Source organism: Desulfovibrio piger, assembly GCF_951793255.1.
Classification (GTDB): domain Bacteria; phylum Desulfobacterota; class Desulfovibrionia; order Desulfovibrionales; family Desulfovibrionaceae; genus Desulfovibrio.
In genome coordinates, this window is sequence record NZ_OX636706.1 from 562554 (window position 1) to 584406 (window position 21853).

24 protein-coding genes and 3 tRNA genes are annotated in these 21853 nt (G+C 65.1%); 14 read left to right on the top strand and 13 right to left on the bottom strand.

Annotated elements, in window-relative coordinates; translation table 11 throughout:
* Positions 1–2: 2 nt before the first annotated feature.
* The 3 genes from Q4I12_RS02830 to Q4I12_RS02840 form a co-directional block, all read right to left on the bottom strand.
* Positions 3–644: a phosphatidylserine decarboxylase family protein gene (locus tag Q4I12_RS02830; protein WP_297137812.1), complete on the bottom strand. Its 642-nt coding sequence runs from the start codon at positions 642–644 to the stop codon at positions 3–5.
* Between the two features lie 31 nt (positions 645–675).
* Positions 676–2277, bottom strand: coding sequence for a GGDEF domain-containing protein (locus Q4I12_RS02835; protein ID WP_302260473.1), 1602 nt, complete (start codon positions 2275–2277; stop codon positions 676–678).
* A gap of 70 nt (positions 2278–2347) precedes the next feature.
* Positions 2348–3088: a substrate-binding periplasmic protein gene (locus Q4I12_RS02840; protein WP_302260475.1), complete on the bottom strand. Its 741-nt coding sequence runs from the start codon at positions 3086–3088 to the stop codon at positions 2348–2350.
* A gap of 113 nt (positions 3089–3201) precedes the next feature.
* On the opposite strand from Q4I12_RS02840, the gene Q4I12_RS02845 reads away from it, so the two are divergent.
* Together Q4I12_RS02845 and Q4I12_RS02850 are read left to right on the top strand one after the other, a co-directional pair.
* Positions 3202–3525 (top strand): chemotaxis protein, encoded by a 324-nt coding sequence (locus Q4I12_RS02845; RefSeq protein WP_204626353.1) that lies wholly within the window; start codon positions 3202–3204, stop codon positions 3523–3525.
* Positions 3526–3534: 9 nt separating this feature from the next.
* Positions 3535–4779, top strand: coding sequence for a metal-dependent hydrolase (locus Q4I12_RS02850; RefSeq protein WP_302260478.1), 1245 nt, complete (start codon positions 3535–3537; stop codon positions 4777–4779).
* A 457-nt stretch (positions 4780–5236) separates the two neighbouring features.
* Here the strand turns inward: Q4I12_RS02850 and Q4I12_RS02855 are convergent.
* Positions 5237–5323 (bottom strand) — tRNA-Leu (locus Q4I12_RS02855).
* A 615-nt stretch (positions 5324–5938) separates the two neighbouring features.
* Between Q4I12_RS02855 and cbiB the strand changes: the two genes are divergently transcribed.
* The 3 genes from cbiB to Q4I12_RS02870 are packed head-to-tail and all read left to right on the top strand — an operon-like array spanning position 5939 to position 8339.
* The gene (gene cbiB / locus Q4I12_RS02860; protein WP_302260480.1) at positions 5939–6934 is read left to right on the top strand and encodes an adenosylcobinamide-phosphate synthase CbiB; all 996 of its coding nucleotides are present in this window, start codon (positions 5939–5941) and stop codon (positions 6932–6934) included.
* 44 nt (positions 6935–6978) lie between these two features.
* The gene (gene cobS / locus Q4I12_RS02865; protein ID WP_302260481.1) at positions 6979–7719 is read left to right on the top strand and encodes an adenosylcobinamide-GDP ribazoletransferase; all 741 of its coding nucleotides are present in this window, start codon (positions 6979–6981) and stop codon (positions 7717–7719) included.
* Between the two features lie 35 nt (positions 7720–7754).
* Positions 7755–8339 carry a bifunctional adenosylcobinamide kinase/adenosylcobinamide-phosphate guanylyltransferase gene (locus Q4I12_RS02870; protein ID WP_302260483.1) on the top strand — a complete coding sequence of 195 codons (585 nt, stop codon included), beginning with the start codon at positions 7755–7757 and terminating at the stop codon, positions 8337–8339.
* A 179-nt stretch (positions 8340–8518) separates the two neighbouring features.
* Here Q4I12_RS02870 and tnpA read toward each other — a convergent pair whose 3' ends face one another.
* The gene (gene tnpA, locus Q4I12_RS02875; RefSeq protein ID WP_072333439.1) at positions 8519–8974 is read right to left on the bottom strand and encodes an IS200/IS605 family transposase; all 456 of its coding nucleotides are present in this window, start codon (positions 8972–8974) and stop codon (positions 8519–8521) included.
* Between the two features lie 378 nt (positions 8975–9352).
* A tRNA-Leu gene (locus Q4I12_RS02880) sits at positions 9353–9439 on the bottom strand.
* A 170-nt stretch (positions 9440–9609) separates the two neighbouring features.
* Between Q4I12_RS02880 and moaC the strand changes: the two genes are divergently transcribed.
* The 4 genes from moaC to Q4I12_RS02900 all read left to right on the top strand — a co-directional run bounded on the left by moaC (position 9610) and on the right by Q4I12_RS02900 (position 11960).
* A complete protein-coding gene (gene moaC / locus Q4I12_RS02885) occupies positions 9610–10098 on the top strand; it encodes a cyclic pyranopterin monophosphate synthase MoaC (protein WP_168935853.1) in 489 nt (162 codons plus the stop codon).
* Between the two features lie 5 nt (positions 10099–10103).
* A complete protein-coding gene (gene lgt / locus Q4I12_RS02890; RefSeq protein WP_302260486.1) occupies positions 10104–10934 on the top strand; it encodes a prolipoprotein diacylglyceryl transferase in 831 nt (276 codons plus the stop codon).
* A 59-nt stretch (positions 10935–10993) separates the two neighbouring features.
* Positions 10994–11212: a translation initiation factor IF-1 gene (gene infA / locus Q4I12_RS02895; protein ID WP_006008898.1), complete on the top strand. Its 219-nt coding sequence runs from the start codon at positions 10994–10996 to the stop codon at positions 11210–11212.
* A 100-nt stretch (positions 11213–11312) separates the two neighbouring features.
* Positions 11313–11960 carry a hypothetical protein gene (locus Q4I12_RS02900; RefSeq protein ID WP_302260489.1) on the top strand — a complete coding sequence of 216 codons (648 nt, stop codon included), beginning with the start codon at positions 11313–11315 and terminating at the stop codon, positions 11958–11960.
* Between the two features lie 238 nt (positions 11961–12198).
* Here Q4I12_RS02900 and Q4I12_RS02905 read toward each other — a convergent pair whose 3' ends face one another.
* Complete coding sequence (locus Q4I12_RS02905) at positions 12199–12675, bottom strand: phosphatidylglycerophosphatase A family protein (protein ID WP_168935851.1); 477 nt, start codon at positions 12673–12675, stop codon at positions 12199–12201.
* A gap of 512 nt (positions 12676–13187) precedes the next feature.
* Between Q4I12_RS02905 and Q4I12_RS02910 the strand changes: the two genes are divergently transcribed.
* Positions 13188–13273, top strand: a tRNA-Leu gene (locus Q4I12_RS02910).
* Between the two features lie 155 nt (positions 13274–13428).
* Here the strand turns inward: Q4I12_RS02910 and Q4I12_RS02915 are convergent.
* Positions 13429–13902, bottom strand: coding sequence for a hypothetical protein (locus tag Q4I12_RS02915; protein WP_297137457.1), 474 nt, complete (start codon positions 13900–13902; stop codon positions 13429–13431).
* Between the two features lie 602 nt (positions 13903–14504).
* On the opposite strand from Q4I12_RS02915, the gene Q4I12_RS02920 reads away from it, so the two are divergent.
* A complete protein-coding gene (locus tag Q4I12_RS02920) occupies positions 14505–15062 on the top strand; it encodes a nitroreductase family protein (RefSeq protein ID WP_302260492.1) in 558 nt (185 codons plus the stop codon).
* 248 nt (positions 15063–15310) lie between these two features.
* Here the strand turns inward: Q4I12_RS02920 and Q4I12_RS02925 are convergent, their stop codons facing one another.
* The 5 genes from Q4I12_RS02925 to Q4I12_RS02945 all read right to left on the bottom strand — a co-directional run bounded on the left by Q4I12_RS02925 (position 15311) and on the right by Q4I12_RS02945 (position 19135).
* Positions 15311–17020, bottom strand: coding sequence for a carbon starvation CstA family protein (locus tag Q4I12_RS02925; protein ID WP_297137451.1), 1710 nt, complete (start codon positions 17018–17020; stop codon positions 15311–15313).
* Positions 17017–17640: a DUF8052 family protein gene (locus Q4I12_RS02930; RefSeq protein ID WP_297160179.1), complete on the bottom strand. Its 624-nt coding sequence runs from the start codon at positions 17638–17640 to the stop codon at positions 17017–17019. Before Q4I12_RS02930 ends, Q4I12_RS02925 begins: the two co-directional genes overlap by 4 nt.
* A gap of 105 nt (positions 17641–17745) precedes the next feature.
* Positions 17746–18081, bottom strand: coding sequence for a DUF4911 domain-containing protein (locus Q4I12_RS02935; RefSeq protein ID WP_300645316.1), 336 nt, complete (start codon positions 18079–18081; stop codon positions 17746–17748).
* Positions 18081–18422 carry an AzlD domain-containing protein gene (locus Q4I12_RS02940; RefSeq protein WP_006008850.1) on the bottom strand — a complete coding sequence of 114 codons (342 nt, stop codon included), beginning with the start codon at positions 18420–18422 and terminating at the stop codon, positions 18081–18083. The genes Q4I12_RS02935 and Q4I12_RS02940 overlap by 1 nt, the downstream gene beginning before the upstream one ends.
* Positions 18419–19135: an AzlC family ABC transporter permease gene (locus tag Q4I12_RS02945; protein WP_302260497.1), complete on the bottom strand. Its 717-nt coding sequence runs from the start codon at positions 19133–19135 to the stop codon at positions 18419–18421. Before Q4I12_RS02945 ends, Q4I12_RS02940 begins: the two co-directional genes overlap by 4 nt.
* Before the next feature lie 20 nt (positions 19136–19155).
* Here Q4I12_RS02945 and Q4I12_RS02950 point away from each other — a divergent pair, with 20 nt between their 5' ends.
* The 3 genes from Q4I12_RS02950 to Q4I12_RS02960 all read left to right on the top strand — a co-directional run bounded on the left by Q4I12_RS02950 (position 19156) and on the right by Q4I12_RS02960 (position 21847).
* Positions 19156–19476 carry a hypothetical protein gene (locus Q4I12_RS02950; protein ID WP_302260498.1) on the top strand — a complete coding sequence of 107 codons (321 nt, stop codon included), beginning with the start codon at positions 19156–19158 and terminating at the stop codon, positions 19474–19476.
* 355 nt (positions 19477–19831) lie between these two features.
* Positions 19832–21109 (top strand): MFS transporter, encoded by a 1278-nt coding sequence (locus tag Q4I12_RS02955; RefSeq protein WP_302260500.1) that lies wholly within the window; start codon positions 19832–19834, stop codon positions 21107–21109.
* Between the two features lie 165 nt (positions 21110–21274).
* Entirely contained in the window at positions 21275–21847 is a 573-nt protein-coding gene (locus Q4I12_RS02960) for a flavin reductase family protein (RefSeq protein WP_302260502.1), read from the top strand.
* The last annotated feature ends 6 nt before the right edge of the window (positions 21848–21853 follow it).

A 21853-nucleotide genomic window follows, 5' to 3' on the forward strand; every position in this document is an offset into this window, starting at 1 on the left:
AATCAGTTTCTGGTGGCAAGCGTGCTCTGGCCTGCAAAGACCTGCTCGCCGATGTTCACAGAGGGAACATAGCCTTCGGGCAGGTAAAGGTCAACACGCGAACCGAAGCGGATCATGCCGTAGCGCTGGCCGCGCTCCAGGGCATCGCCTTCGGACATACGGCAGACGATGCGGCGGGCGATGAGCCCGGCGATCTGCACCATGGTCCAGGCGGCGCCGTCTTCGCCGCGCAGCAGGTAGCCGCAGCGTTCGTTGTCGGTGGCGGCCTTGTCGTAGGCGGCGTTGACGAACTTGCCCGGCCAGTAGCGGATCTGCTCCACCACGCCGGTCACGGGCGAGCGGTTCACATGCACGCTGAACACGTTCATGAAGATGCTGATGCAGGTGCGTTCGTCACCGGTCAGGGGATCGGGCTTGCGCTCGATGCGGATGACGCGGCCATCGGCGGGGCTGACGGCCAGGCCGGGCGCGGTGGGCACCACACGTTCGGGGTCACGGAAAAAGTGGAAGGCGAACCAGCACAGGGCCAGAGCCAGGACAGCGGGGACCGGCCAGCCGAGGCAGGCGAAAACAAGGGCCGTCAGGGCCGTGATGCCGATGGTGGGCCAGCCTTCGGGGGTGATGCCGCAAGAAGCAGGGCGCATGCATTATCTCCTGATGGGATGGAAAACTGAGCTATAGCCTGTCGCCCGCCGCAAGGCAAGCGGACTTTTTCACGAGCTCCCCGGCAAGGTGGACCCCGTTGCGGCCGTGTTCCTTGGCGCTGAGCAGGGCGCTGTCGGCGGTCTCCAGGAGCCGGGGCAGGGTCTCGGGCGTCAGCACCTCGACGGCGGCCACGCCCAGACTGAGGGTCACATGCCCGGCGGGACTGCCGGGATGGGGGATGCCCAGCTGCTCCACGGTCTGGCGCAGGCGCTCGGCCACATGCAGGGCATGCTCCGGCGACACCTCGTCCAGGACCACGGCGAACTCCTCCCCGCCGTAGCGGAAGATCTCGCAGTCGCCGCCGCGCAGGCCGTCGCGCATGGCCTGGGCCACCCGGTGCAGGCAGGCGTCTCCTTCCTGATGTCCCAGCGTATCGTTGTAGATCTTGAACAGGTCCACATCCAGCATGATGAGGCTGGCCGCCTGCCGCAGCTCCGCCAGATCCGCCAGCCGCATGTCCAGGGCGCGCCGGTTGGGGATGCCCGTCAGGCTGTCCATGAGGCTCATGCGGGCGTAGGCGTCCTTCTCCTCTTCCAGACGGCAGCTGCGTTCCCTGAGGGAGCCCAGGTAGCCGCCGATGTCGGGCACGATGTCCACGACCTCCTGCAATTCGGTGATGCGGACAGCGGGGATGGGCTCCGGCTGCATGCCGTCACGCAGGCGGGAGAGGTTCCCCGCGATGCGCACCAGCGGCCGCAGCAGGTCGCGCCGCAGCAGCAGGAGCAGGACAAGCAAAAAGGCCAGCAACCCCAGCGTGAAGAGGAAGATGCTCCAGACGATGTAGTCCGCGGCTTCGGAAAGGGACTCCGTATTTTCCAGGGAGCGCTGCACTTCGCACGAGGAGACCACATTGACCAGACGCAGCAGCTCGTCTTCCAAAGGCCGCCAGAGGGCGCGGGCCTGGGCGTCGATAGCGAGTTTTTCCCGCCAGGTCTCGCCCAGAGCGCGCTTGTGCTTCCCGAACTGGTCGCAGATGTCCCGAAACTCTTCCGATCCTGCGCACATCTGCTCTACCGGAGCCAGCAGGCGCTGCATCTTTTCAAAGGCCATCCGGCCATGACGCGTGCCGTCCCGGCCGGTATGGGAAAAGATCACCTCCCCGGCCATCTTGCGCCCCGTGACCTGTTCCAGACTGTTGAGGGCGAGCATCATCTCCATCTCGTGGCGATGGAGCCGGGAAAGGCCCTTGTCCGCCTCCATGCGGCTCACATAGAGCTGCCGGATGCGCGGCCCCAGCGCCAGGACTTCAGGAGCCACGGGCGAGGGATCATGGGCCATGCCGGCCAGCAGGGCCTGGGCATGCAGACGGGCCCGCCGCCGTTCCAGAGGGGCCTCGGCCAGATAGATGATGACCAGATGCTTGCGCAGCATGCTCAGGTTGGTCCGGGTGCGCTGGGCTTCCAGGATCGCGGGCAGCCGGACGTCCCGCAAGGTCTTCACAGTGGTGCGGAAGTTGGCAAGACAGGGCCAGAGCACAGCCACCGTCAGCAGGAGCATCAGGCACGAGGGCAGCACCAGCAGGACCAGGTAGCGGCGGGCCGGCAAAGGTTTGTTGCGGATAAAGCCGATCATGGCAAAACTTTGGAAAACTCCCCTCCGGGAAAGATATCATGGAGATCCGGCAGCGTACCGCCGCCCGGTGTCAGTAGATGATATACTGGAAATAACTGCGGCTGAGGTTGTGGCGCTCCCCGCTGTAAAGCAGGGCCTTCAGCGCCCTGTTCACGGCATCCAGCAGTTCGGGGCGCCCGGCCCTGACCGCCACACAGCTCCCCGTGGCTCTGGTTTCGGCATCGAAAGGGACATCCAGGCGGTCGAATTCCAGCCCTTCGTCCGTCAGCAAAAAGGCATAACCGGCCAGATCATTGATGAACAGCACATCGATGCTGCCCTGCCGCAGGCGCCTGATGAGCTCCTGCACACTGCCGGTGACGATGTCGGCCTCCGGCCAGAAGCCCCGGGCCCGCTGCACCAGCACGGAGCCCTGATAGACACCGATGCGGGTCCCCGCCTCTTCCGGACCGCGCCCGCCGGGACGCCCGATGCACATGGCCCGGGAGTGGTAGTACGGGGTACTGTAGAGCAGCCCTTCCTGCTTCGGCTCCAGGCGCTGGGCGAAGATCAGGTCAAAACTGCCGTTCCTGAGGCCCTGCACCAGGTCCGCCTGCGTGGTGAACGTCCAGACGCAGGTGCGCCCCAGACGTCGGTACAGGGAATCCGCCAGCTCGTATTCGAATCCCCGCCGCTGCCCGTCCTCGTCGATATACGACAGCGGCGGATACTCATCGCTGAGGCCGACGCGCAGGTCCCTGCCTGACGCAGCGGCAGATGTGGCGGCAAGGCACAGGCATAAACACAGGGCCGAGATAAGAAATTGTTGCATACGTAATTACCAATAATATTTTTTTGCACTCTACACTATTTTACGGTAAAGGCCAGCCCCCTGTGCGGTTGCCAGCCACGCCGCCAGTCCGTATAGTCGGGCCGAGGTGGAATATGAGACATTCGCCCCTTTTCCTGTTGGTCATCTGCGTCCTGGCGGCCCTGCTGGCCGCCTGCGGCCCCAAGGATATCGGCACCGGGACCTCGGAGCCCGACACCGTGCCGGCCGGCGTCAGCGGTGCGGACAGCATGCGCCAGCCCATGACCGGCAACAACAGCACCCAGACCATGCTGTATTATTTCAACCGGCCGGACGTCATGCAGTCCATGCAGCGCAGCCAGTTCAACATGTACATGCGCCACATGGGCCGGGACATCTCGCCCGAAGATCCCGCCTACCGGGCCGTCCCCCGGCAGCGCAGCCCCTTCCGTCAGTAGAGGAACATCATGGATCCTGTCACCCATGCCGCCAGCGGCGCCCTTGCCATGCTGGCCATGCCGCAGCGCCCCGCCACCCGCTGGGCCCTGCCCCTGGCAGCCTTCGCGGCTGCCTCGCCCGATCTGGACATCCTGGCCGCCAGCGGCCCCCTGCAGACCCTGCTGCTGCACCGCGGCATCACCCACGCCCTGGCGGCGGCACCGCTCATGGGCCTGCTGCTGGCCATCCTGGCCCGGCCCCTCTGGCGCTACGATACCCGCAACGTCTGGTCGTTCGGCGGGGTCTGGGCCTTCATGATGCTCATGGTCCTGCTGCATATCTGGCTCGATGCCCTGACCACCTACGGCACGCTGGTCTGGCTGCCCTTCTCCGGGGAGCGCCTGCGCCTCAATGCCGTCTATATCATCGACCTGCTCATGACCCTGCCCCTGCTCTGGGGCATCTGGCACGGCCTGCGGCAGGAGAAGAAGCGTGCCCAGGCCCAGGGGGCCATCCCCTTCCCCTTCCAGGATACGGCCTCGCTCACCGTCTCGGACGGCAAGCCCGGCGTCCGGCTGGCCCTGTTCTGGAGCATCCTCCTCTACCCGGCCCTGGCCCTGGGATGCCAGATCTGGCACACGCAGCAGATGCAGGCCTCCCTGGCCGCCCAGGGACGTGACATCCGCCGGCTGGTGGTGCTGCCCGATGCCTTCGCCCCCCTGTTCTGGCGGGCGCTCTATCTGGAAAAGCTGCCCGCCCGCCCCGCTGACGCCCCGGCCTGGCAGACGCAGCTCGATCCCCTGCTGCCCCCGGCGGACAGGCAGGAAGAGCTGGTGGTCCGCATCCGGGGGCTGGATGCCCTGGGCCGTCCCCATGGTCAGGAAGAGACCCGCGTGGCCGCGCCCTCCGGCCTGATGACCGCCCTGGCCCGTCAGTCCGTGGCCTGCCGGACTTTCGACCAGTTCCTGCTGCTGCCCGTCATCACGCCGCTGCCCGAAGGCCAGCGCACCACGGACATGCCCGGCGCCAGCCAGTGGCTGCTGCATGACGAGCGCTTCGGCTCGCAGCTGGAACTGGTACAGAAGATCATGGCCATGCGCCCCAATGCCGGCATCCCCTTCCAGCTCATGGTGCAGATGGAGCCCGGCAACATGGGCCCGCGCCTGCTGCAGGAGCGCCTCTATTTCTCCGACAGCCGCCGCGATTCCGGCTGGCAGGCCCCCCGCCGTCCGTCCCAGCCCGCCTTCCTGCCCTGGCTGGCCGGCTTGCGTTAGGAGGGCGGATACGCCCTGATGACAAAGGAGCCTGCGGCCCCGGGGCCTGTTCCCATCGCGCTGCGACGAACGGGCACGGCCCTGCGGGGGCCATCCCGGCAGCTCCGTCCTTGCTTTGCACAATGTTTCAATCCACAGTCGCCCCGTCCGCCGACTGACTCCGCAGCCGACGGATAGGGGTCGTGCGGATTGCCCCTCCCTGAAGGGGGAGGTTTCAAACCACAAAGGAATTTTTGATGAACAAAAATGCGCCTCTTCCTTTTGGGATGAGGCGCGTTCCTTTTTTGTCCTGCAACGATTCGGATACGGGATAGCAGCGCCGTCGGACGGCCCGGCATACGAAAACAGCCGGGGCAAGGCTGCTGCCTGCCACCGGCTGTCATCCCTGACCGGCACAAAAACTGCCCGGCCCCAGAAACAGGAAAAGGCTGGTATTTCTACCAGCCTTGCTTTCCATTGGTGCCGAAGGGGAGAGTCGAACTCCCACTCCGTTGCCAGAACTAGACCCTGAACCTAGCGTGTCTACCAATTCCACCACTTCGGCGCGAAAATCTGTCTACAGGATTCGCCCCCCCGCTGGCAAGCTTTTTTTTCGATTTTTCCCATTTTTTTATTTTAACAAACAAAATCGGGATGATAAAAGGCAGCACTCACAGGCTCCCGGAGACTGTTGCCCCTCCTGCAGGCAAAGGATACGCAAAACTCGCCGCCCTGCGGACAGCGGACGAGATGGCTGCCGTCCGCGGAACAGCCCCGCAAGCAGGCACAGGGGGCGTCCGGCCATGTGCCATGACGGGATCTGGTCATCCGGCGGGTGCCGCCTTTTCGGGAGATACGCTGGAAGCGCGGGATGGAGGCGGACAAGAACGGATGGCACCTGCCCTCCCCTTGCGCAGGCAGCCGATTTTTCGCAGACTGGCGGCCCGGCCAAGGCCGGAAAAACGCAAGGAACCCACATGCGCAGCACTGCCCCCCAGCCTTCCCGGCCCACGTTTTATCTTGTCCCTGCCCTCCGGCACGGGGAAAACGGCATCTCTTTCCGCCCCCAGCCCCGGAAGCAGCCGCTGTCCGGCTGTAGCCCTTCCCGCGCCGCTGCTGCGCTGGCGACGCTCTCCCTTATCTCGCCGGCAGCGGCCACGGGGACATCAGGAGCATGGCGATGAGCGCACTGGCCGCCTTCCTTCTCCTGCCCGCCGCCCTGCTGCTGGACCGACTGCTGGGGGAACCCCCGGCCCGTGTCCATCCCGTCTGCGGCATGGGGGCCCTGGCCGCCATCATGGAACGAGTCTTCCGCCGCGGTCCCAACGGGCCACGCATGACACTGGCCGGTCTGGCGGCCTGTCTGGCCGTGGTCCTGCCGGTGGGCCTGCTGGCGGCACTGCCTGTCCGGCTTGCCGGAGAGATGCTCGGCGGCGCGGCCGCCTGGATCGTCTGTGTAGTCGTGGTCTCCCTCTGTCTGGCGCCCCGCTGCCTGGGCGAACACGCCCGCCGTGTGGCCCTGCCGCTGGAGCAGGACGATCTGGAGACGGCCCGCCGGGCCGTGTCCATGCTGGTGGGGCGCGACCCGCAACAGCTGGATGCCCACGGCGTGGCCCGGGCCTGCGTGGAGAGCGTGGGCGAGAACCTGACCGACGGCATCCTTTCCACCCTGTTCTGGGCGGCGGCGGGCCTGCTGCTGGCCGGACTGCCCGGGGCCGCTGCCCTGGCCGCCTGCCATCGTGCCGCCAACGTGCTGGATGCCATGTGGGGCAAGCTCAACGAGACCTATCGCTGTTTCGGCACAGCCGCCGCCCGCCTGGACGACGTGCTCAACTGGTGCCCGGCGCGGCTGGCCCTGCCCTGCATCGTGCTGGCCGCGGCCCTGCTGCCCGGCCTCGATGCCCGAGCCTGCCGCCGGGTGGGCTGGCGCGACCGCCATGCCCACGAGAGCCCCAATTCCGCCTGGAGCGAAGCTGCCTTTGCCGGGGCCCTGGGCCTGCGGCTGGGCGGCCCGGCCTGGTACGGCCCCCTGTACCGCGATCATCCCTGGCTGGGCGACGGCACCCCGCTGGCCACGGCCCGGCATATCCGGCAGGCCGTGCGCCTTATGTGGGGCTCCCTGCTGGTCTTCGCGACGCTGGCTTCCCTGCTGCCGGCGGCAGTGGCCTGCATCTGAGGACGACGACTTTTTTCCTTCAACCTCCAGCAAGGCGATAGCGCATGTCCATCATCACCTCATTCCGCGCCGGTCTGGCCTTTTTTACCCGTATCCCCGTAGGCTCCGCCCCTCTGCCCCCCACGCTCTCCGGTGTGGTGGCCTGGCTGCCCGCCGTGGGCCTGCTGGTGGGCGCTCTGGCCGCTCTGGCCCTGCTGCTGGCGGCCCGGCTGGGCCTGCCCGCCGCGCTCTGCGGCATCGGGGCCGCTCTTGTCTGGACCGTCATCACCGGCGGGCTGCATCTGGACGGGGTCGCCGACTGCGGCGACGGCCTGCTGGTGGAGACCTCGCCCGAACGCCGTCTGACCATCATGAAGGATTCCCGCCTGGGCAGCTTCGGCGCCCTGGCCCTGTTCTTCGTCCTTTCCACCAAGGTCGCGGCGCTGGCGGCACTGGCCGGGACGACGCCCCTGCACGCGCTGGGGGCCTGCTGCCTGGCCGGTCTGCTGGGCCGCTGCCAGGTCTTCGTGGGCATGCGTCTGCCCTCGGCCCGGCCCGGCGGTCTGGGCTCCATGATGCACGACGGCATGAAGCCCCGCTACGCCTATACGGCCCTCGGGCTCTGCCTTGCGGCCTGTCTCGTGATGGGACGGCATGGCCTCTACGGCCTGCTGGCGGCCGGACTGGTGGCCTTCCGGCTGTTGTCCGCGGCCCGCAAGCGCATCGGCGGCGTCACGGGCGACGTTTTCGGGGCCCTCATCGAGACCACGGAATGCGCCGTGCTGGCGGTCTGCTGCCTGCCGTAAGGACATGACGACCGCCCCCTGAAGGAGGAAGCCCTATGGAAGATATTGACCTGACCCTGTTCCTGGGCGGGACCCGCAGCGGCAAGAGCGCGCTGGCCGAGGCCCTGGTCTCGGCAAAGGCCCGGGGGCCTGTCTGGTATCTGGCCACGGCCCGGCCCCTGGGAAACGATCCTGCCATGGCCGAACGCATCCGGCGCCACCGCAGCCGCCGCCCCGCCCACTGGCACACGCTGGAATGCCCCCGGCATCCGGGCCGGGAGCTGGCGCTCCTGCTGGCCGCACAGGCCGCGGATGCCCCCGTGCCCACCATCTTGCTGGACTGCGTGACCCTCTGGATGAGCAACATCCTGTTCGCGCTGGACGATCCGCAGGATGCGGCGGCCTTCGAGACCAGCCTCACGGAAGAAGTGGACGAATTGCTGCACACCATGCGGGCCTTCCCCTGCCGCTGGGTGCTGGTCTCCGGCGAGACCGGCCTCGGCGGCATACGGGCGGAACGTCTGGCCCGTGTTTTCGACGATGGCCTGGGTCTGGCCAACCAGCTGCTGGCCGCACAGGCACGGGAGGCCTTCCTTGTGGTGGCCGGGCGCTGTCTGCGGCTGGAAAAGCTGGAATTTTGAGCCCCGCCCTTCCGGGAGCCTGCAGCCGTCGTGCACAGTGACGCTCCCGCTCCGTACGCCAAAATCAGAACCACCCGCAAAGCGGGTGGTTTGCTCTGGCCCTGTAAGGGCCTGTTACCGGCTGCGCCTAAAGACGCTGGCTTTCACGCTGTTCAAGCCCAGTGCCCTGGCCGCCTTGGCTACCCCTTAAAGGGGTCTTGATATTCGCGTGATGTCAGCTTGTCTCTCATAATGTCGTGACGTTCCTGATCCTGGATATATTTTTTGATCGTTGCCTCATTAAGCCCCACCGTACTGACATAATATCCTTCGGCCCAAAATTTTCTGTTGCCAAACTTATATTTAAGGTTTGCGTGCTTATCGAATATCATCAACGAACTTTTCCCTTTCAGGTAGCCCATGAAATTTGCCACACTGATTTTAGGAGGAATGGACACCAGCATGTGGACATGATCCGGCATCAGATGCCCTTCCAGAATCTCAACCCCTTTATATTTGCAGAGGCATTGCAGAATTTCTTTTATACTTTCACGGAGCTGTGCGAAGATTATTTTTCTTCTATATTTTGGAGTAAAGACGATATGATACTTGCACAACCATTTCGTATGCGCTAGGCTATGAGCCTTGGTTCCCATAACAAAAACACCTTTCCGTTAATGTTGCGATGGGCTTGAACAACTTCATCGTAGCGGAAAGGTGTTTTTGTGTGTATAACGTATTGTCTCCACCCGCATAGCGGGTGGTTTTTTGTTTCGCGCCTGTCAGGCGCTCAACAGGCTAAAGCCCATAACAGAAGACGCGCCCTTCCCTCCACGGGAAGAGCGCGTCTTTTTGTTTCCATGCTGCCGGCAACAGGCAAGCACGCCGTCTTCTGTTTCCAAGGAACACAGGGGGCATAAAAAAAGCCGGGGCAAGGCTGCTGCCTGCCACCGGCTGTCATCCCTGACCGGCAAAAAACTGCCCGGCCCCAGAAACAGGAAAAGGCTGGTATTTCTACCAGCCTTGCTTTCCATTGGTGCCGAAGGGGAGAGTCGAACTCCCACTCCGTTGCCAGAACTAGACCCTGAACCTAGCGTGTCTACCAATTCCACCACTTCGGCGCGGAAATGTATGTAGCGGATTTGCCCCTGCCTGGCAAGTGTTTTTTGCAAAAAAATTTCCGGCCCGCCATTTTCCGCTCCCGGCCTGCCCGGCAGGCCCCGGCCGCCTTGCCTTGCGCCTGTCCATGCGCTACACAGCAAGGCACACTCTTAATGCAAGGATACGCCTCATGCAGGACAATTTTTCCCATCTGGACAAGGACGGCAACATCACCATGGTGGACGTGGGCGCCAAGCCCGACACCCAGCGTGTGGCCATTGCCGAAGCCATCGTGGAGCTTTCGCCCAATACCCTGAAACTGCTCAAGGAATGCGCCCTGCCCAAGGGCGACGTGCTGACCTGCGCCAAGGTGGGCGGCATCATGGCCGCCAAGCGCACCTCGGAACTGATCCCGCTCTGCCATCCCCTGAACCTGAACCTCGTGGACGTGCGCTTTGAAGTGCGCGACACCCCGCCCAGCGTGCGCATCGAGGCCGAGACCCGCACCACCGGCCCCACGGGCGTGGAGATGGAAGCCATCATCGCCGCCCAGACCGCCGCTGCCGTCATCTATGACATGTGCAAGGCCGTGCAGCGCGATATCGTCATCAGCCGCGTCCGTCTGCTGTTCAAGGACGGCGGCCGCAGCGGCGCCTTCCACGCCAAGCCCCTGGACTAAGACGGATGCAGTTCCCTGCCATCGATCCCGTGGCCTTCAGCATCGGCTCCCTGCAGCTGCGCTGGTACGGCCTCATGTATTTGCTGGCCTTTTTCGTGGGCTGGGGCCTGGCCCGCTGGCGGGCCTCCCGTCCCGGTTCCGGCTGGAAGACCGTGGATGTGGACGACCTGCTGACCTTCGTCATGCTGGGCGTCATCCTGGGCGCGCGCCTGGGCTATGTGCTCTTCTACGATCTGCCCGCCTACATCGACGACCCCGGCGAGATCCTGCGCATCTGGAACGGCGGCATGTCCTTCCACGGCGGCCTGCTGGGCGTGCTCTGCGCCTTCTGGTATTTCGCGCGCACCCGCAAGAAGTCCTTCCTCGATGTCTCGGACTTCATCGCGCCGCTGGTGCCGCAGGGCCTGTTCTGGGGCCGCATGGGCAACTTCATCAACGGCGAGCTCTGGGGCAAGGTCAGCGACGTGCCCTGGGCCATGGTCTTCCCCACCGGCGGGCCCTGGCCGCGCCACCCCTCGCAGCTCTATGAAGGCCTGCTGGAAGGGCTGGTGCTGTTCGTGGTGCTCTGGATCTTCTCCGCCCGGCCGCGCAAGGCGGGCGCCGTCTCCGGTCTTTTCGCCCTGCTCTACGCCGTGTTCCGCTTTGGCGTGGAATTCGTGCGCGTGCCCGATGCCCAGCTGGGCTACCTGGCCTTCGGCTGGCTGACCATGGGCCAGCTGCTCTGCCTGCCGCTCATGGCCGCGGGCCTGTGGCTGCTGTGCCGCACGCCGCGGGAACGGGCCGCCGTGGAGCCCGCGACGGCTCCCCGCAAGGGCAAGAGCGCACGAAAGCGTTGACAGACCTTGTCTCTTCTGTGTAGATATTCGCCGCTTATCTGAATTTTTCTGGAGGAAATATGGCTAAAGAAGGTTCCATTGAAGTTGACGGCGTGGTGCAGGAAGCCCTGCCCAATGCCATGTTCCGTGTGGAGCTGGAAAACGGCCACGAAGTGCTGGCGCACATTTCCGGCAAGATGCGCAAGTTCTACATCCGCATCCTGCCCGGCGACCGCGTGAAGGTGGAGCTCTCTCCCTACGATCTGACCCGCGGCCGCATCACCTACCGCATGAAGTAGCCCGCACCCGCCCCGCCTTTTCAGCGCACCCCTGACTGTACTGACAGAGGTGCGCTTTTGTTGCGTCCTGTGGATGGCGAAAACATATGGGAGAGACCACATGAGAAAAAGTTATATTCTGTCAGCCCTGCAGCAAGGTGCCGCGACAGCCGTCAAAGAATATGAATACTGGTCCGATGGTATTCTCCTTCACGAATGTGCTGGCGAAAGCTTTATGGTCCATCACATGGCGACAGCTACCATAAAGACTATAAAAAAGTATTCCCTCGACTATTCCATACGCCTTGAATATCTTGGTCGGCAGATCATGGATGACCAGAAAGAACGTCCCCGGGGACGTCCCCCCAAGTTTTTCTGCAGTTCTCAGCGTCTCGATATGGCGATTCTTGATACCGAATATCAATTAAAATTTGCCATAGAAGTTAAATGCAGCCCCCAATGGACAACAAAATATGATGCCGATTTAGACAGGCTTGCAGAAATATATTTCAAAAGCAATCCGCAGCGCAGATGCCAGTGCATTTTCATGGCATATGTCTACGGCTATGGAAATACGCTCGCTGACGCTGAGGAAAAACTCAAAAAAAAGATAACTTCTTATAAAGAAAAGACTGATTCTTTCTTTAAAGAAAGCAAGTATTCCCTATCGTATCGATTCTCAGAGGACATGCATAAAAAATATTACCATTACACAGATGAGATTGATTTATTTTATAAAACCGCCTCTCTCTGCTGTATCATCGGTTAGCCACTAGTGGTTCCTGTCTTGCAGGGACAGCCTCCCCCTATCCGGCCTGAGACGGGCCTGCCTTTTTCCTCTCACCCTCCCGCATCAACCGCGCGGAGTGACAGGAAGGCACAAAGGGAAGGGGCTTTTTTTCGCGCTGCCCGGCCGCTGAAAGCAGTTTCTCCGGACCGATACCCGTCGCGCCGAAGACAGCCGCGGGCATCGGCGGCAGCGTGCGAGGATGTTCTCTCCCCTCTTGCTAGACCCAGCCCAGGGCCCGCAGCACCAGCATGCAGCACATGGCCATAAGACCGGCCAAGATATCGTCCAGCATGATGCCCCAGCCTGCGGGCAGCCAGTTTTCCGAGGCGTGCACGGGCCAGGGCTTCCAGATATCGAACAGGCGGAACAGGGCAAAGGCCCAGACCAGACCGGGCCACGACCACTGGCCCGCGCCCAGGGGCAGCAGGGCGATCCAGACGCCCACGAGCTCGTCGATGACCACTTCCCCGGGGTCGGTGCGCCCCAGCAGGATCTCGGCCCGGGTGGCGGCCAGACCGCCGGTCACGACGATCACGGCCAGAAAAAGCAGACGGCCCCAGAGCGGCAGGGGCAGAAAAAGCAACGGCGCCAGCAGGGCGGCCAGAGCCGAACCGGCCGTGCCCGGAGCCTTGGGCGAAAGCCCGGCGATGCCCAGACGGCAATAGGCCAGGATGCAGGTATTCCAGAATGACATATCTTTCCTCCACGGCTCCGCGATACAGGAGACACAGGGGCACAAAGGCATCCATCCTCAAAGCCGTCCACGGCACGGCGAATGCCTCACAGATGCCGACGTCCACGGCCACGCCCCCGAACACGGGCGGCCACGGCCATGGACGATAGCGGACTGAGCCCAAGCGAACTCCCGAGCGGATGCCTTGCCTCGGCACCGGCACGGCGGTCTGTCGCGAACGGGATACCGCGCGGGCGACGCGCCCCAAGGCATCCTTGCGCGGCTGTTCCTTCGCAGCTGCCTGACAGTCCGTGACGGCCCCGGCACGTGTCCCGATGAGCTTTCCCTGCCTTCCGCCCCGACAGGAGCGGGCGTGCGGCACGACCCGGACAAAGCACTGTCGTACGAAAACGTGCCCCCCTGCCGGGCCTCCCCTGTGACGGCGGAGCCTCGGGCAGTGTAGCGGCTCGGCCCCCGTCTGGCAACGCCCGCCCCTTGACGCCGCGGGAGCTGCCAGCTAAAAAGGAGCCTACGCCCGGATGGTGGAATTGGTAGACACAAGGGACTTAAAATCCCTCGGCCACCGGCTGTGCCGGTTCAAGCCCGGCTCCGGGTACCAGAACAAAAAAAGCCGTCGCAGACCTGTCTGCGGCGGCTTTTCCTTTTTCTCAAGCCCCCATCCACCGGCGGGACAAGCCCGCAGCCGGGAGGGGAAGCCGGGCAGGCCCGGTCGTCTCTTCCGGGAGATCGTCCAGGCCGGAGCGGGGCCCGGCATCAATACGAGATGGCCTCGAAAACGCCCTCCACCCGGCAGGTGCCGCCATGCAGATGCAAGATGCCGGAAAGGCTGTCCTGCATCTCCAGTACGGCCTCGTCCCGCAGGGCCAGCGTGGAGCAACGTGACGCGAAGAGCAGCGTCTCGGAGCCCGCCAAGCTGTAGATGCCCTCCCCTTCACGGGTGACGGTGACCTTATGGGTCCCCCACCGCAGACGCTTGCGGACATAGACCGTGTCCACGCTGCAACGCGTGCCGTCCATGAACACCAGTTCGCCAAAGAGGTCCGAGCGCAGCAGGGCTTTTTCCTGAAACGCCCGGACGGAACAGAACTTCGTCTTGATGAGGATGTCCCGGTCGAACGCGGCGTAGAAATCGTCGGCAGTCCGGGTCACGGTGAGGGGATGCTGCCCGGCCGGGCAGGCAACAGCGGTCAGAAGCAGGAAGATCAGGGCCAAAAAGGTCCGTGTCATATCGTCTCCAGTAAGATGTTCCGGCGCCGCGGCATCTTCCCGCCCTCTTCCGGGACCTTCCCCACGCCGCCGGGGAACGGGGCAACGCCCGCTGTCCACCGGAAAAACGGACACGAAGGAAAAATGCATCAGAAGCATGGCGGGGCCGCCCCACAGGCAGCGCCTTTCCTGCGCTGAGTACGGGAAGCGCGGCGCAATGTCCAGCGCCCGGCGCAGGCCCTGTCCACTGCCTGCCGGAGAGCCCGCCCCATATCCGACCAGGCATCCCGCGCCCCATCCGCATCACTGTCGGACACAGGAAGGGCGGCCGTCGCCATCCGGCTTTCCGCAAGCCCGTCCTCTTGCCGCAGCCTCCTCGCATCCCGGGACGGGGACGCCGCCCCCAGATGCAAAAGCCTGCCGCCCTTCTCTTCCGGCTTTGCTGAAAACATCCTCCTGCGCCGCGCCTCCCGCACCAGAGCGGCCTGCCTCCGGGGATGACCGCCACACACCGCCTGCGGACGCTCCTCCGGCTCGACCTTTGCGAGCCCCCGCGCTATACTGGCAGGGTGTCCGCGCAGTCTGCGGACGTTCCCTTCCTTTTCCGACCCGGGAGGTCTTTCATGGACGCCCTGCAATGCATCCTCACCCGCCGTTCCTGCCGCTCCTATGAGGACCGGCCCATCCCCAAAAAAGAGATCCTGGAGCTGCTGACCGTCGGCACCAAGGCCGCCACCGGCTCCAGCATGCAGCCCTGGGGTTTCGTGACCCTGGAGGGACGGGAAAAGATCGCCGCCCTTTCCGACGAGATCAAAGCCTGGCTCAAAGAGAACTTTGCGGACTTTCCCTGGCTGGCCCAGTACAGGGAATGGCTGGACAACCCCAATTACAACATCTTCTATGACGCCAACAACGTCATCTGCGTCTACGGGGACACGACCTCACACTGGTACATGTATGACGGCACCCTGTGCACGGCCAACATCATGCTGGCCGCCCACGCCAAGGGCATCGGCTCCTGCTGGATCGGCTTTGCCCAGGACTTCATGGACCGTCCGGAGATCAAGGCCCGCTACAAGGTGCCGGAGCAGTGCCGCTTCGTCAGCGCCCTGAGCCTGGGGTACGCCAAGGGGCACCTGCCCGAAGCCCAGCGCAAGGAGCCGGTCATCTTCAACGGCTAGATCCCCGGGACGGGCAGCCGCCGGAGCAGACCGTCCGCAGGATGGCCTCCGCGCCGTGACGGCGGCAACGCCGAAGCATCACCATGCCACGAGTCACCATCCTGCCGGGCGGCCCCGGCACGACCGGCAGACATCAGAACGTGAAAAGGCGGATCCACGGATCCGCCTTTTTTATCGTGTACCGGGGCAGGAGCGCAGCTCTTCAAAGGCAGCTCCGCCCCCGCCAGCCTATTGAGAGAAAGACCGGTCTAGACCTTTTCCGTCGCAGGGCGCCCCTTGCGGCGCAGGGCCTGCCAGCCTTCGTGCACCAGCACCAGCGACAACGCCAGCAGCAGCACGGCGATGACCAGTTGCAGGGCCGCCACGGCCCCGCCCGTCCCGGCCAGCAGGGCACGGCCCTGGGCCACGATGCCCAGCACCAGGGCGGAGAGCGTCACCAGCAGCATGAAGAGCATGGGCAGCAGGAACATGCCGTTGCGGCGGGCAAGGTTCTGGAGCCAGCAGGCCACGGCCAGCAGGGCCAGCGCGGCCAGCAGCTGGTTGGCCGCACCGAACAGGGGCCAGATCTTGGCATAACCGCCAAAGCCCAGGCTCATGCCCAGGCCCACGGTCACCAGCGTGGCCACATATTTGTTGACCAGCACGGCCCGCCAGCCGCGCACGTCCTTCACGCTCTGGCCCGGGGCCAGCCACAGCTCCTGGAACATGTAGCGCCCCAGACGGGTGGCCGTATCCAGCGAGGTGAGGCAGAAGGTGGACACGGCCAGGATGATGAGGCCGTAGGTGACGCCGCGGGCGCTCTCGCTGCCCAGGCCCACACAGGCCAGCATCTGCGACAGGCCGTCGGCCAGCACCTGGGTGGGCGTCTGGCTGGTGAAGGCATGGCCGTTCTGGGTGAAGATATAGCCCACGGCGATGAGCGAGGCGATGCCCAGCGCGCTTTCGATGAGCATGGAGCCAAAGCCCACCAGGCGGGCGTCACGCTCGCTGCTCAGCTGTTTGGACGTGGTGCCCGAGGCCACCAGCGAATGGAAGCCCGAGATGGCCCCGCAGGCCACGGTCACGAACAGGGCCGGGAAGAGATACTGGCCGTTGACCTCGAAGGAGGTGAAGGCGGGCAGCTCGATGACCGGATGCGCGGCCACGATGCCCACCACGGCGGCCAGCATCATGGCGTAGAGCAGGAAGGAGCTGAGGTAGTCGCGGGGCTGGAGCAGGATCCAGACGGGCGTCACCGAGGCCACGAGGATGTACAGGCCCAGCAGCCACATCCAGGTATCGTAGCCCGCGTAGAGGGGGAAGCGCAGGCCCAGGGCGATGACGCCCACGATTCCCGCCACGCCCAGCAGGGTGGCCCTGCCCAGGGGCATCTCGAAACGGTAGACCAGCAGGCCGAAGATCACGGCCAGCACGATGAACAGCAGGGAGATGGTGGCCGTGGAGCCGTTGACGTGGTTGTGGACCAGCGCGCCCGAGGCATCGGTCATGAAGCCGTTGAAGGTGCCCGCCACGATGGAGGCGAAGGCCCCCACCACCAGCACCAGGGTCAGGAAGGAAAAGATGACGAACAGGCGCTTGGCCCGCAGGCCGATGCTGCCGGCGATGACCTCGCCGATGGAGCGGCCCTTGTTGCGCAGGGAGGCGAACAGGGAGCCGAAGTCATGCACGCCGCCGAAGAAGATGCCGCCGACGACCACCCAGATGAAACAGGGCAGCCAGCCGAAGACGGCGGCCTGGATGGGGCCGTTGATGGGCCCGGCCCCGGCGATGGACGAAAAATGATGGCCCAGCACCACCGGAGCCTTGGACGGCATGTAGTCCACGCCGTCGCGGAACTGATGGGCCGGTGTGGGCCGGGAGGGATCGACGCCCCAGACCTTTTCCAGCCAGGCGCCGTAAACGAAATAGCCAAGCCCCAGCAGGGCCAGGCCGCCAAGGAGCAGATACAGGGAATTCATGATGCACGCTCTTGAGGAAAATGGGACGGGAACGCCCTGCGCGCCAGCGGCAGCAGGGTGGCCCGGGCTGCCTTGTTGCAGACGCAGGCGGCATCGGGGGGGACGGTGTCGCGCCACGGCGCGGAAGGCAGGATGAGGGCCAGCGCGCGCAGACGCATCCAGCCGCGCAGGCCCAGCCAGAAACTCTTGCAGACACGGCAGCGCTCCACGGCGGCCGCCGCATCCTGATGCCATGACCGGCAAAGGATGATGACGCTCACATACGAGGCCATATGCTCGTCGTGGGGCCGGATGCGCTCCTGCCCCCAGGCCAGGGCCCCGTCACGGATGCGCTCCCAGGCGGCCATGTCCAGCCGGGGCAGACAGTGGACCTGCACGTATTCGTGCGTCTCCGCCGCCCAGAGCGTGGCCTTGCGGTGCAGCACATAGGCCTCGTCACGACGGTGGAAGGCGCAGGTGGCGCGCAGGCTGCCGGGCCCGTCCTGCCGCTCCGCATCGAAGCTCGCGGCGGCCAGGGTCGCCAGCAGGGCGTCCAGCTGTCCGTCCGGGGCGCTCTCCTCCCCGGCGGGGCGGGACTGGTCCGCGCGGGTCCCCGCATCTGAAGGGGCATCCTTCTCCATGGCAAAAACTCCCGTCTCCCGGCCGTCCGCTGCCTGTGCCGGGCAGACGACGTGCCGGGGACGCCGGGGACGGCCGCCCTGCCGGGCACCTCCCCGTCAACGGTATCAGGCCCTGTCCAGGGGCCAGGGTTCCACTGAAAAATCCAGGCTCTCGGCCATCTCGGCCAGGGCCCGGCGCAGGGCCTCTTCCCGGTGCGGCGAAAAGACCAGCTTGAGCAGGGCCGTGCGCGGCTCCAGCACGGTGAAATAGGCCGTGTTGTCATAGCCTTCCAGCAAAAAGCGGAACAGGGCCGTATCCTCCGCGGCCAGACGCACCAGCAGCCGGGCGCTGCGGGCCGGGGGCGGCAGGGGCGGCGCGGGCTTGCGCGGTTTGCGCAGGGCCGGGGGCAGATGGGCCTCCCGCAGGTGGAAGGGACAGTGCGGCCGGGGCTCGTGTGCCATCAGTACCACCCCAGGTAGCGCATCAGGGCCACGAAGCCCATGGAAAAGGCGATGGTGCCGAAAAAGCTCTTGCTCCACCAGGCCACCAGCAGGGCCGGGATGGCCGTCATCAGGAAGAGGTTGTGATGCGTGGGCATGAACTCCCCCTGATAGATGAAGACGTCCGGGCCCAGCAGGGCCGCCATGACCGCCACGGGCACGAAGGAGAGCCAGTGGCGCAGCAGGTCGGGCAGGCTCTCGGCATGCAGATACATGACCGGCCCCACACGGGGGATGACCGTCACCAGCATGCAACCCACCAGGCAAAAAAGCAGTTCCGCGTGCTGCTGTATCCAGATCATGCCGCGTCCTCCTCTTTCTTTTCCGGCAGGGCGCTCTTGTTGCGGTGCAACAGGATCACGCCCAGCGTGGCGCCCAGCACCGTGGCCACCACCACGTTCCACTGGCCCATGCCGGCCAGCTTCAGGCTCAGGGAAAGGATGGCCGTCACGATGGCCACCAGCACATGCAGGCGGCTGACGCACTGCGGCACCAGCAGGGCCAGGAACATGGCCGTGAGGGCATAGTCCAGGCCCAGGGGCTTCACGTCATGGACGAGGCCGCCGCAGAACACGCCGATGACCGTCCCCAGCACCCACGAGGCGTGGGCTGTGAGGTTGCAGGTGAAGAGCGTGGCCGTGCACAGCTTCCAGCCGCGCTGGAAGGCCGTGATATGCACGCCGAAGGTCTCGTCCGTCATCTCGCAGCCGAACAGAAAGCGCTGCCAGCGCTTGAGCGGCGCCAGCGGCTCGGCCATGGCGGCGGACATGAGCAGATGGCGCAGGTTGACCACGAAGACCGCCAAGATGACGGACATGGCCCCCACACCGGCCCCCCACAACCCCGCGCAGACGAACTGCCCGGAACCGGCGAAATGGAACACCGACATGGCCACCACCAGAGCGGGCGGGATGTTGCTCTTGACGGCCAGCACACCAAAGGCGAACGCCACCGGCACATAGCCCAGCACGATGGGCAGGGCCCGGCGCACGCCATCCATATAGGGAGATGCCACAGCAGCCTCCTCTCCTGAAAATGTTTCAATCCACAGTCGCCCCGTCCGCCGACTGGGCTTTAGCCGTTGCGACGCAGGAAGCTACGGATAAAGACAGCGATGTGGTACACGGCAAGACAGCCCATGAAAGCACTGTCGCTGCTTCAGCCGTTGCGACGAAGGAAGCTACGGATGAAGACAGCGATGTGGTACACGGCAAAACAGCCTGCGAAAACGCTGTCGCCATTCGTAAGGCTCACATGTTCGCCAACGACTGGCGCATCCGTAAGCCCGCTGGTGCGGGCAACGGCTACCGCCTCCGCGACCGACGGATGGGGGTCGCGCGGATCGCCCCTTCCTGAAGGAAGGAATTGCGGAAAAGGCTTCCATCGGCTTCGCCGTCTTGTCAAGCCGCTCTGTTCTCCCTGAAGGAGAAGGTCTCAAACCACAAAGAGATTTTTGATGAAAAGCGTTCTGTTATCCCTTTTCCTCCCCCTTTGGCAAGGGTCCCCGGCATGAAAGAATGCCCCCTCCGGCCGGCGCGCCGGCACACGGACCGGCCGGAGACCCGGACAACGCGTCCCCCGGCCCGTCACCGCCGCTCTCCTTTTTGCGGACGGATCCCGTCATGCCGCCCTGCGTCCCCTGCTCTTGCCAAAGCGGGACTTTTTCGGAACAATTTTTGTTTTCCAACCTTCAGTCTTTTCCCGAGGCCGCATGTCCGCCCTGTCGTTCTTCGCTCCTCGCTCCCTGCCGCCGGATCTGGCGGCCAAGACACGTTCCCTGACCTGTCTTTCCCTGCTCTGCTTCGCCCTGGCCGACGTCCGCGACGGTCTGGGGCCCTTTCTGGGCATCTTCCTGCAAAGCCACGGCTGGACGCCGGACAGCATCGGCTACGTCATGACCATCGGCGGTCTGGCGGGCATGGCCGTCACCGCGCCCCTGGGCGCCCTGGCCGACGCCACCCGCCGCAAGCGCCTGCTGCTGGCCCTGGCCTCGCTGGGCATCGTGGCCGCCCTGGCCCTGATCTTCCTTTGCCAGCATCCCCTGCTGGTGGGCGGTGCCCAGATCGTCCAGGCCGTCTGCGCGGCCGCCATGGCCCCCACCATCAGCGCCCTGACCCTGGGGCTGGCGGGCCAGTCCCACCTGCCCGCCCAGCTGGGACGCAACGAGGCCTGGAACCACGCGGGCAACGGCCTTTCCGCCATGCTGGGCGGGGCCATCGGCTACTGGTACGGAGTGCCCGGCGTCTTCGTGGTCATGAGCGGCATGCTGCTCCTCAGCCTCCATGCCCTGCACGGCATCGCGCCCCGCGACATCGACCATGCCCAGGCGCGGGGGCTCGCCCCTGAAGCGGAACACGCCACGCCCGCACAGCGCGCGGCCCTCCGGCACGGCCCCGCGGCCCTGCCCGTGCTCTGCGTGGGGCTGGTCATGCTCTTTTTCCATCTGGGCAACGCCCACATGCTGCCCCTGCTGGGCCAGTCCGCCGTGGCCCGCTTCGCCATCAACGGCGCGGCCTATACCGCCGCCACCGTGGTCATCGCCCAGGGCACCATGATCCTCGTGGCCCTCTGGGCCGCCCGTCTGGCCCGCAGGCGCGGCTACGGCATCCTGCTCTGGTGCGCGCTGCTGGCCCTGCCCCTGCGCGGCTGCATCGCGGGCTTCTGGAACAGCCCGTGGAGCATCATCCCCGTCCAGATGCTGGACGGCGTGGGCGCGGGCATCCTGGGCGTGGTCACGCCCGGCCTTGCCGCCCGGCTGCTCAACGGCACCGGCCACGTCAACCTGGGCCTGGGCGTCATCATGACCCTGCAGGGCATCGGCGCTTCGTGCAGCGCCTCCTACGGCGGGCTGGTGGCCCATCTACTGGGCTACGGCCCCGCCTTCCTGGCCCTGGCGGCCGCCCCCTGCGTGGCCCTGGGCATCCTGCTGGCGGGCGTGCGCCGGCTGCCGCGCCTGCACCACGCCCTGCAACCCCTGGAGGACAGCTAGCCCCGCGGCCCTCCCGGCGATGCATGTCGAGAGGAAAAGACAATGACACCTTTGCAGCAAACATGTTACTCCCCACATGTTGCTACAGGCCGCAGGCGATGCTATACAGCCATCCTTCACAAGCGGTTGCGCGGAACACATCATGCATGACAAGGAGGTCACACCATGAAAAAAGCTCTTGGTCCCGTCACCCTGGCCTACCCCATGCCGGCCTTTCTGGTGGCCGCCTATGATGAAGAAGGCAAAGCCAATATCATGACCGCGGCCTGGGGCGGCATCTGCTGCTCCAACCCGCCCTGCGTCGCCGTCTCCGTGCGGCCCGAACGCTGGACGCACAAGGCCATCGTGGCGCGCAAGGCGTTCACGGTCTGCGTGCCCTCGGCGGCCCAGGCCGCCATGGTGGACTTTGCGGGCATGGTCTCCGGTGCCGGGGAGGACAAATTCTCCGCCACCGGCCTGACCGCCGTGCGCAGCAAGGTGGTGGATGCCCCCTATGTGGACGAGTGCCCGCTGGTGCTGGAATGCGAACTGCAGGCCACGCTGGAACTGGGCAGCCATACCCAGTTCGTGGGCCGCATCCTCAACGTGGGCATCGAGACCGACTGCCTCAACGAAAGCGGCCAGCCCAACATGTACCGCATCGATCCCCTGCTCTACGACGGCGGTCAGAAACAGTACTGCCGCGTGGGCGAGCCGCTGGGCAAAGCCTTTTCCCTGGGCCGCCGGTACGGCCTGTAACATCCG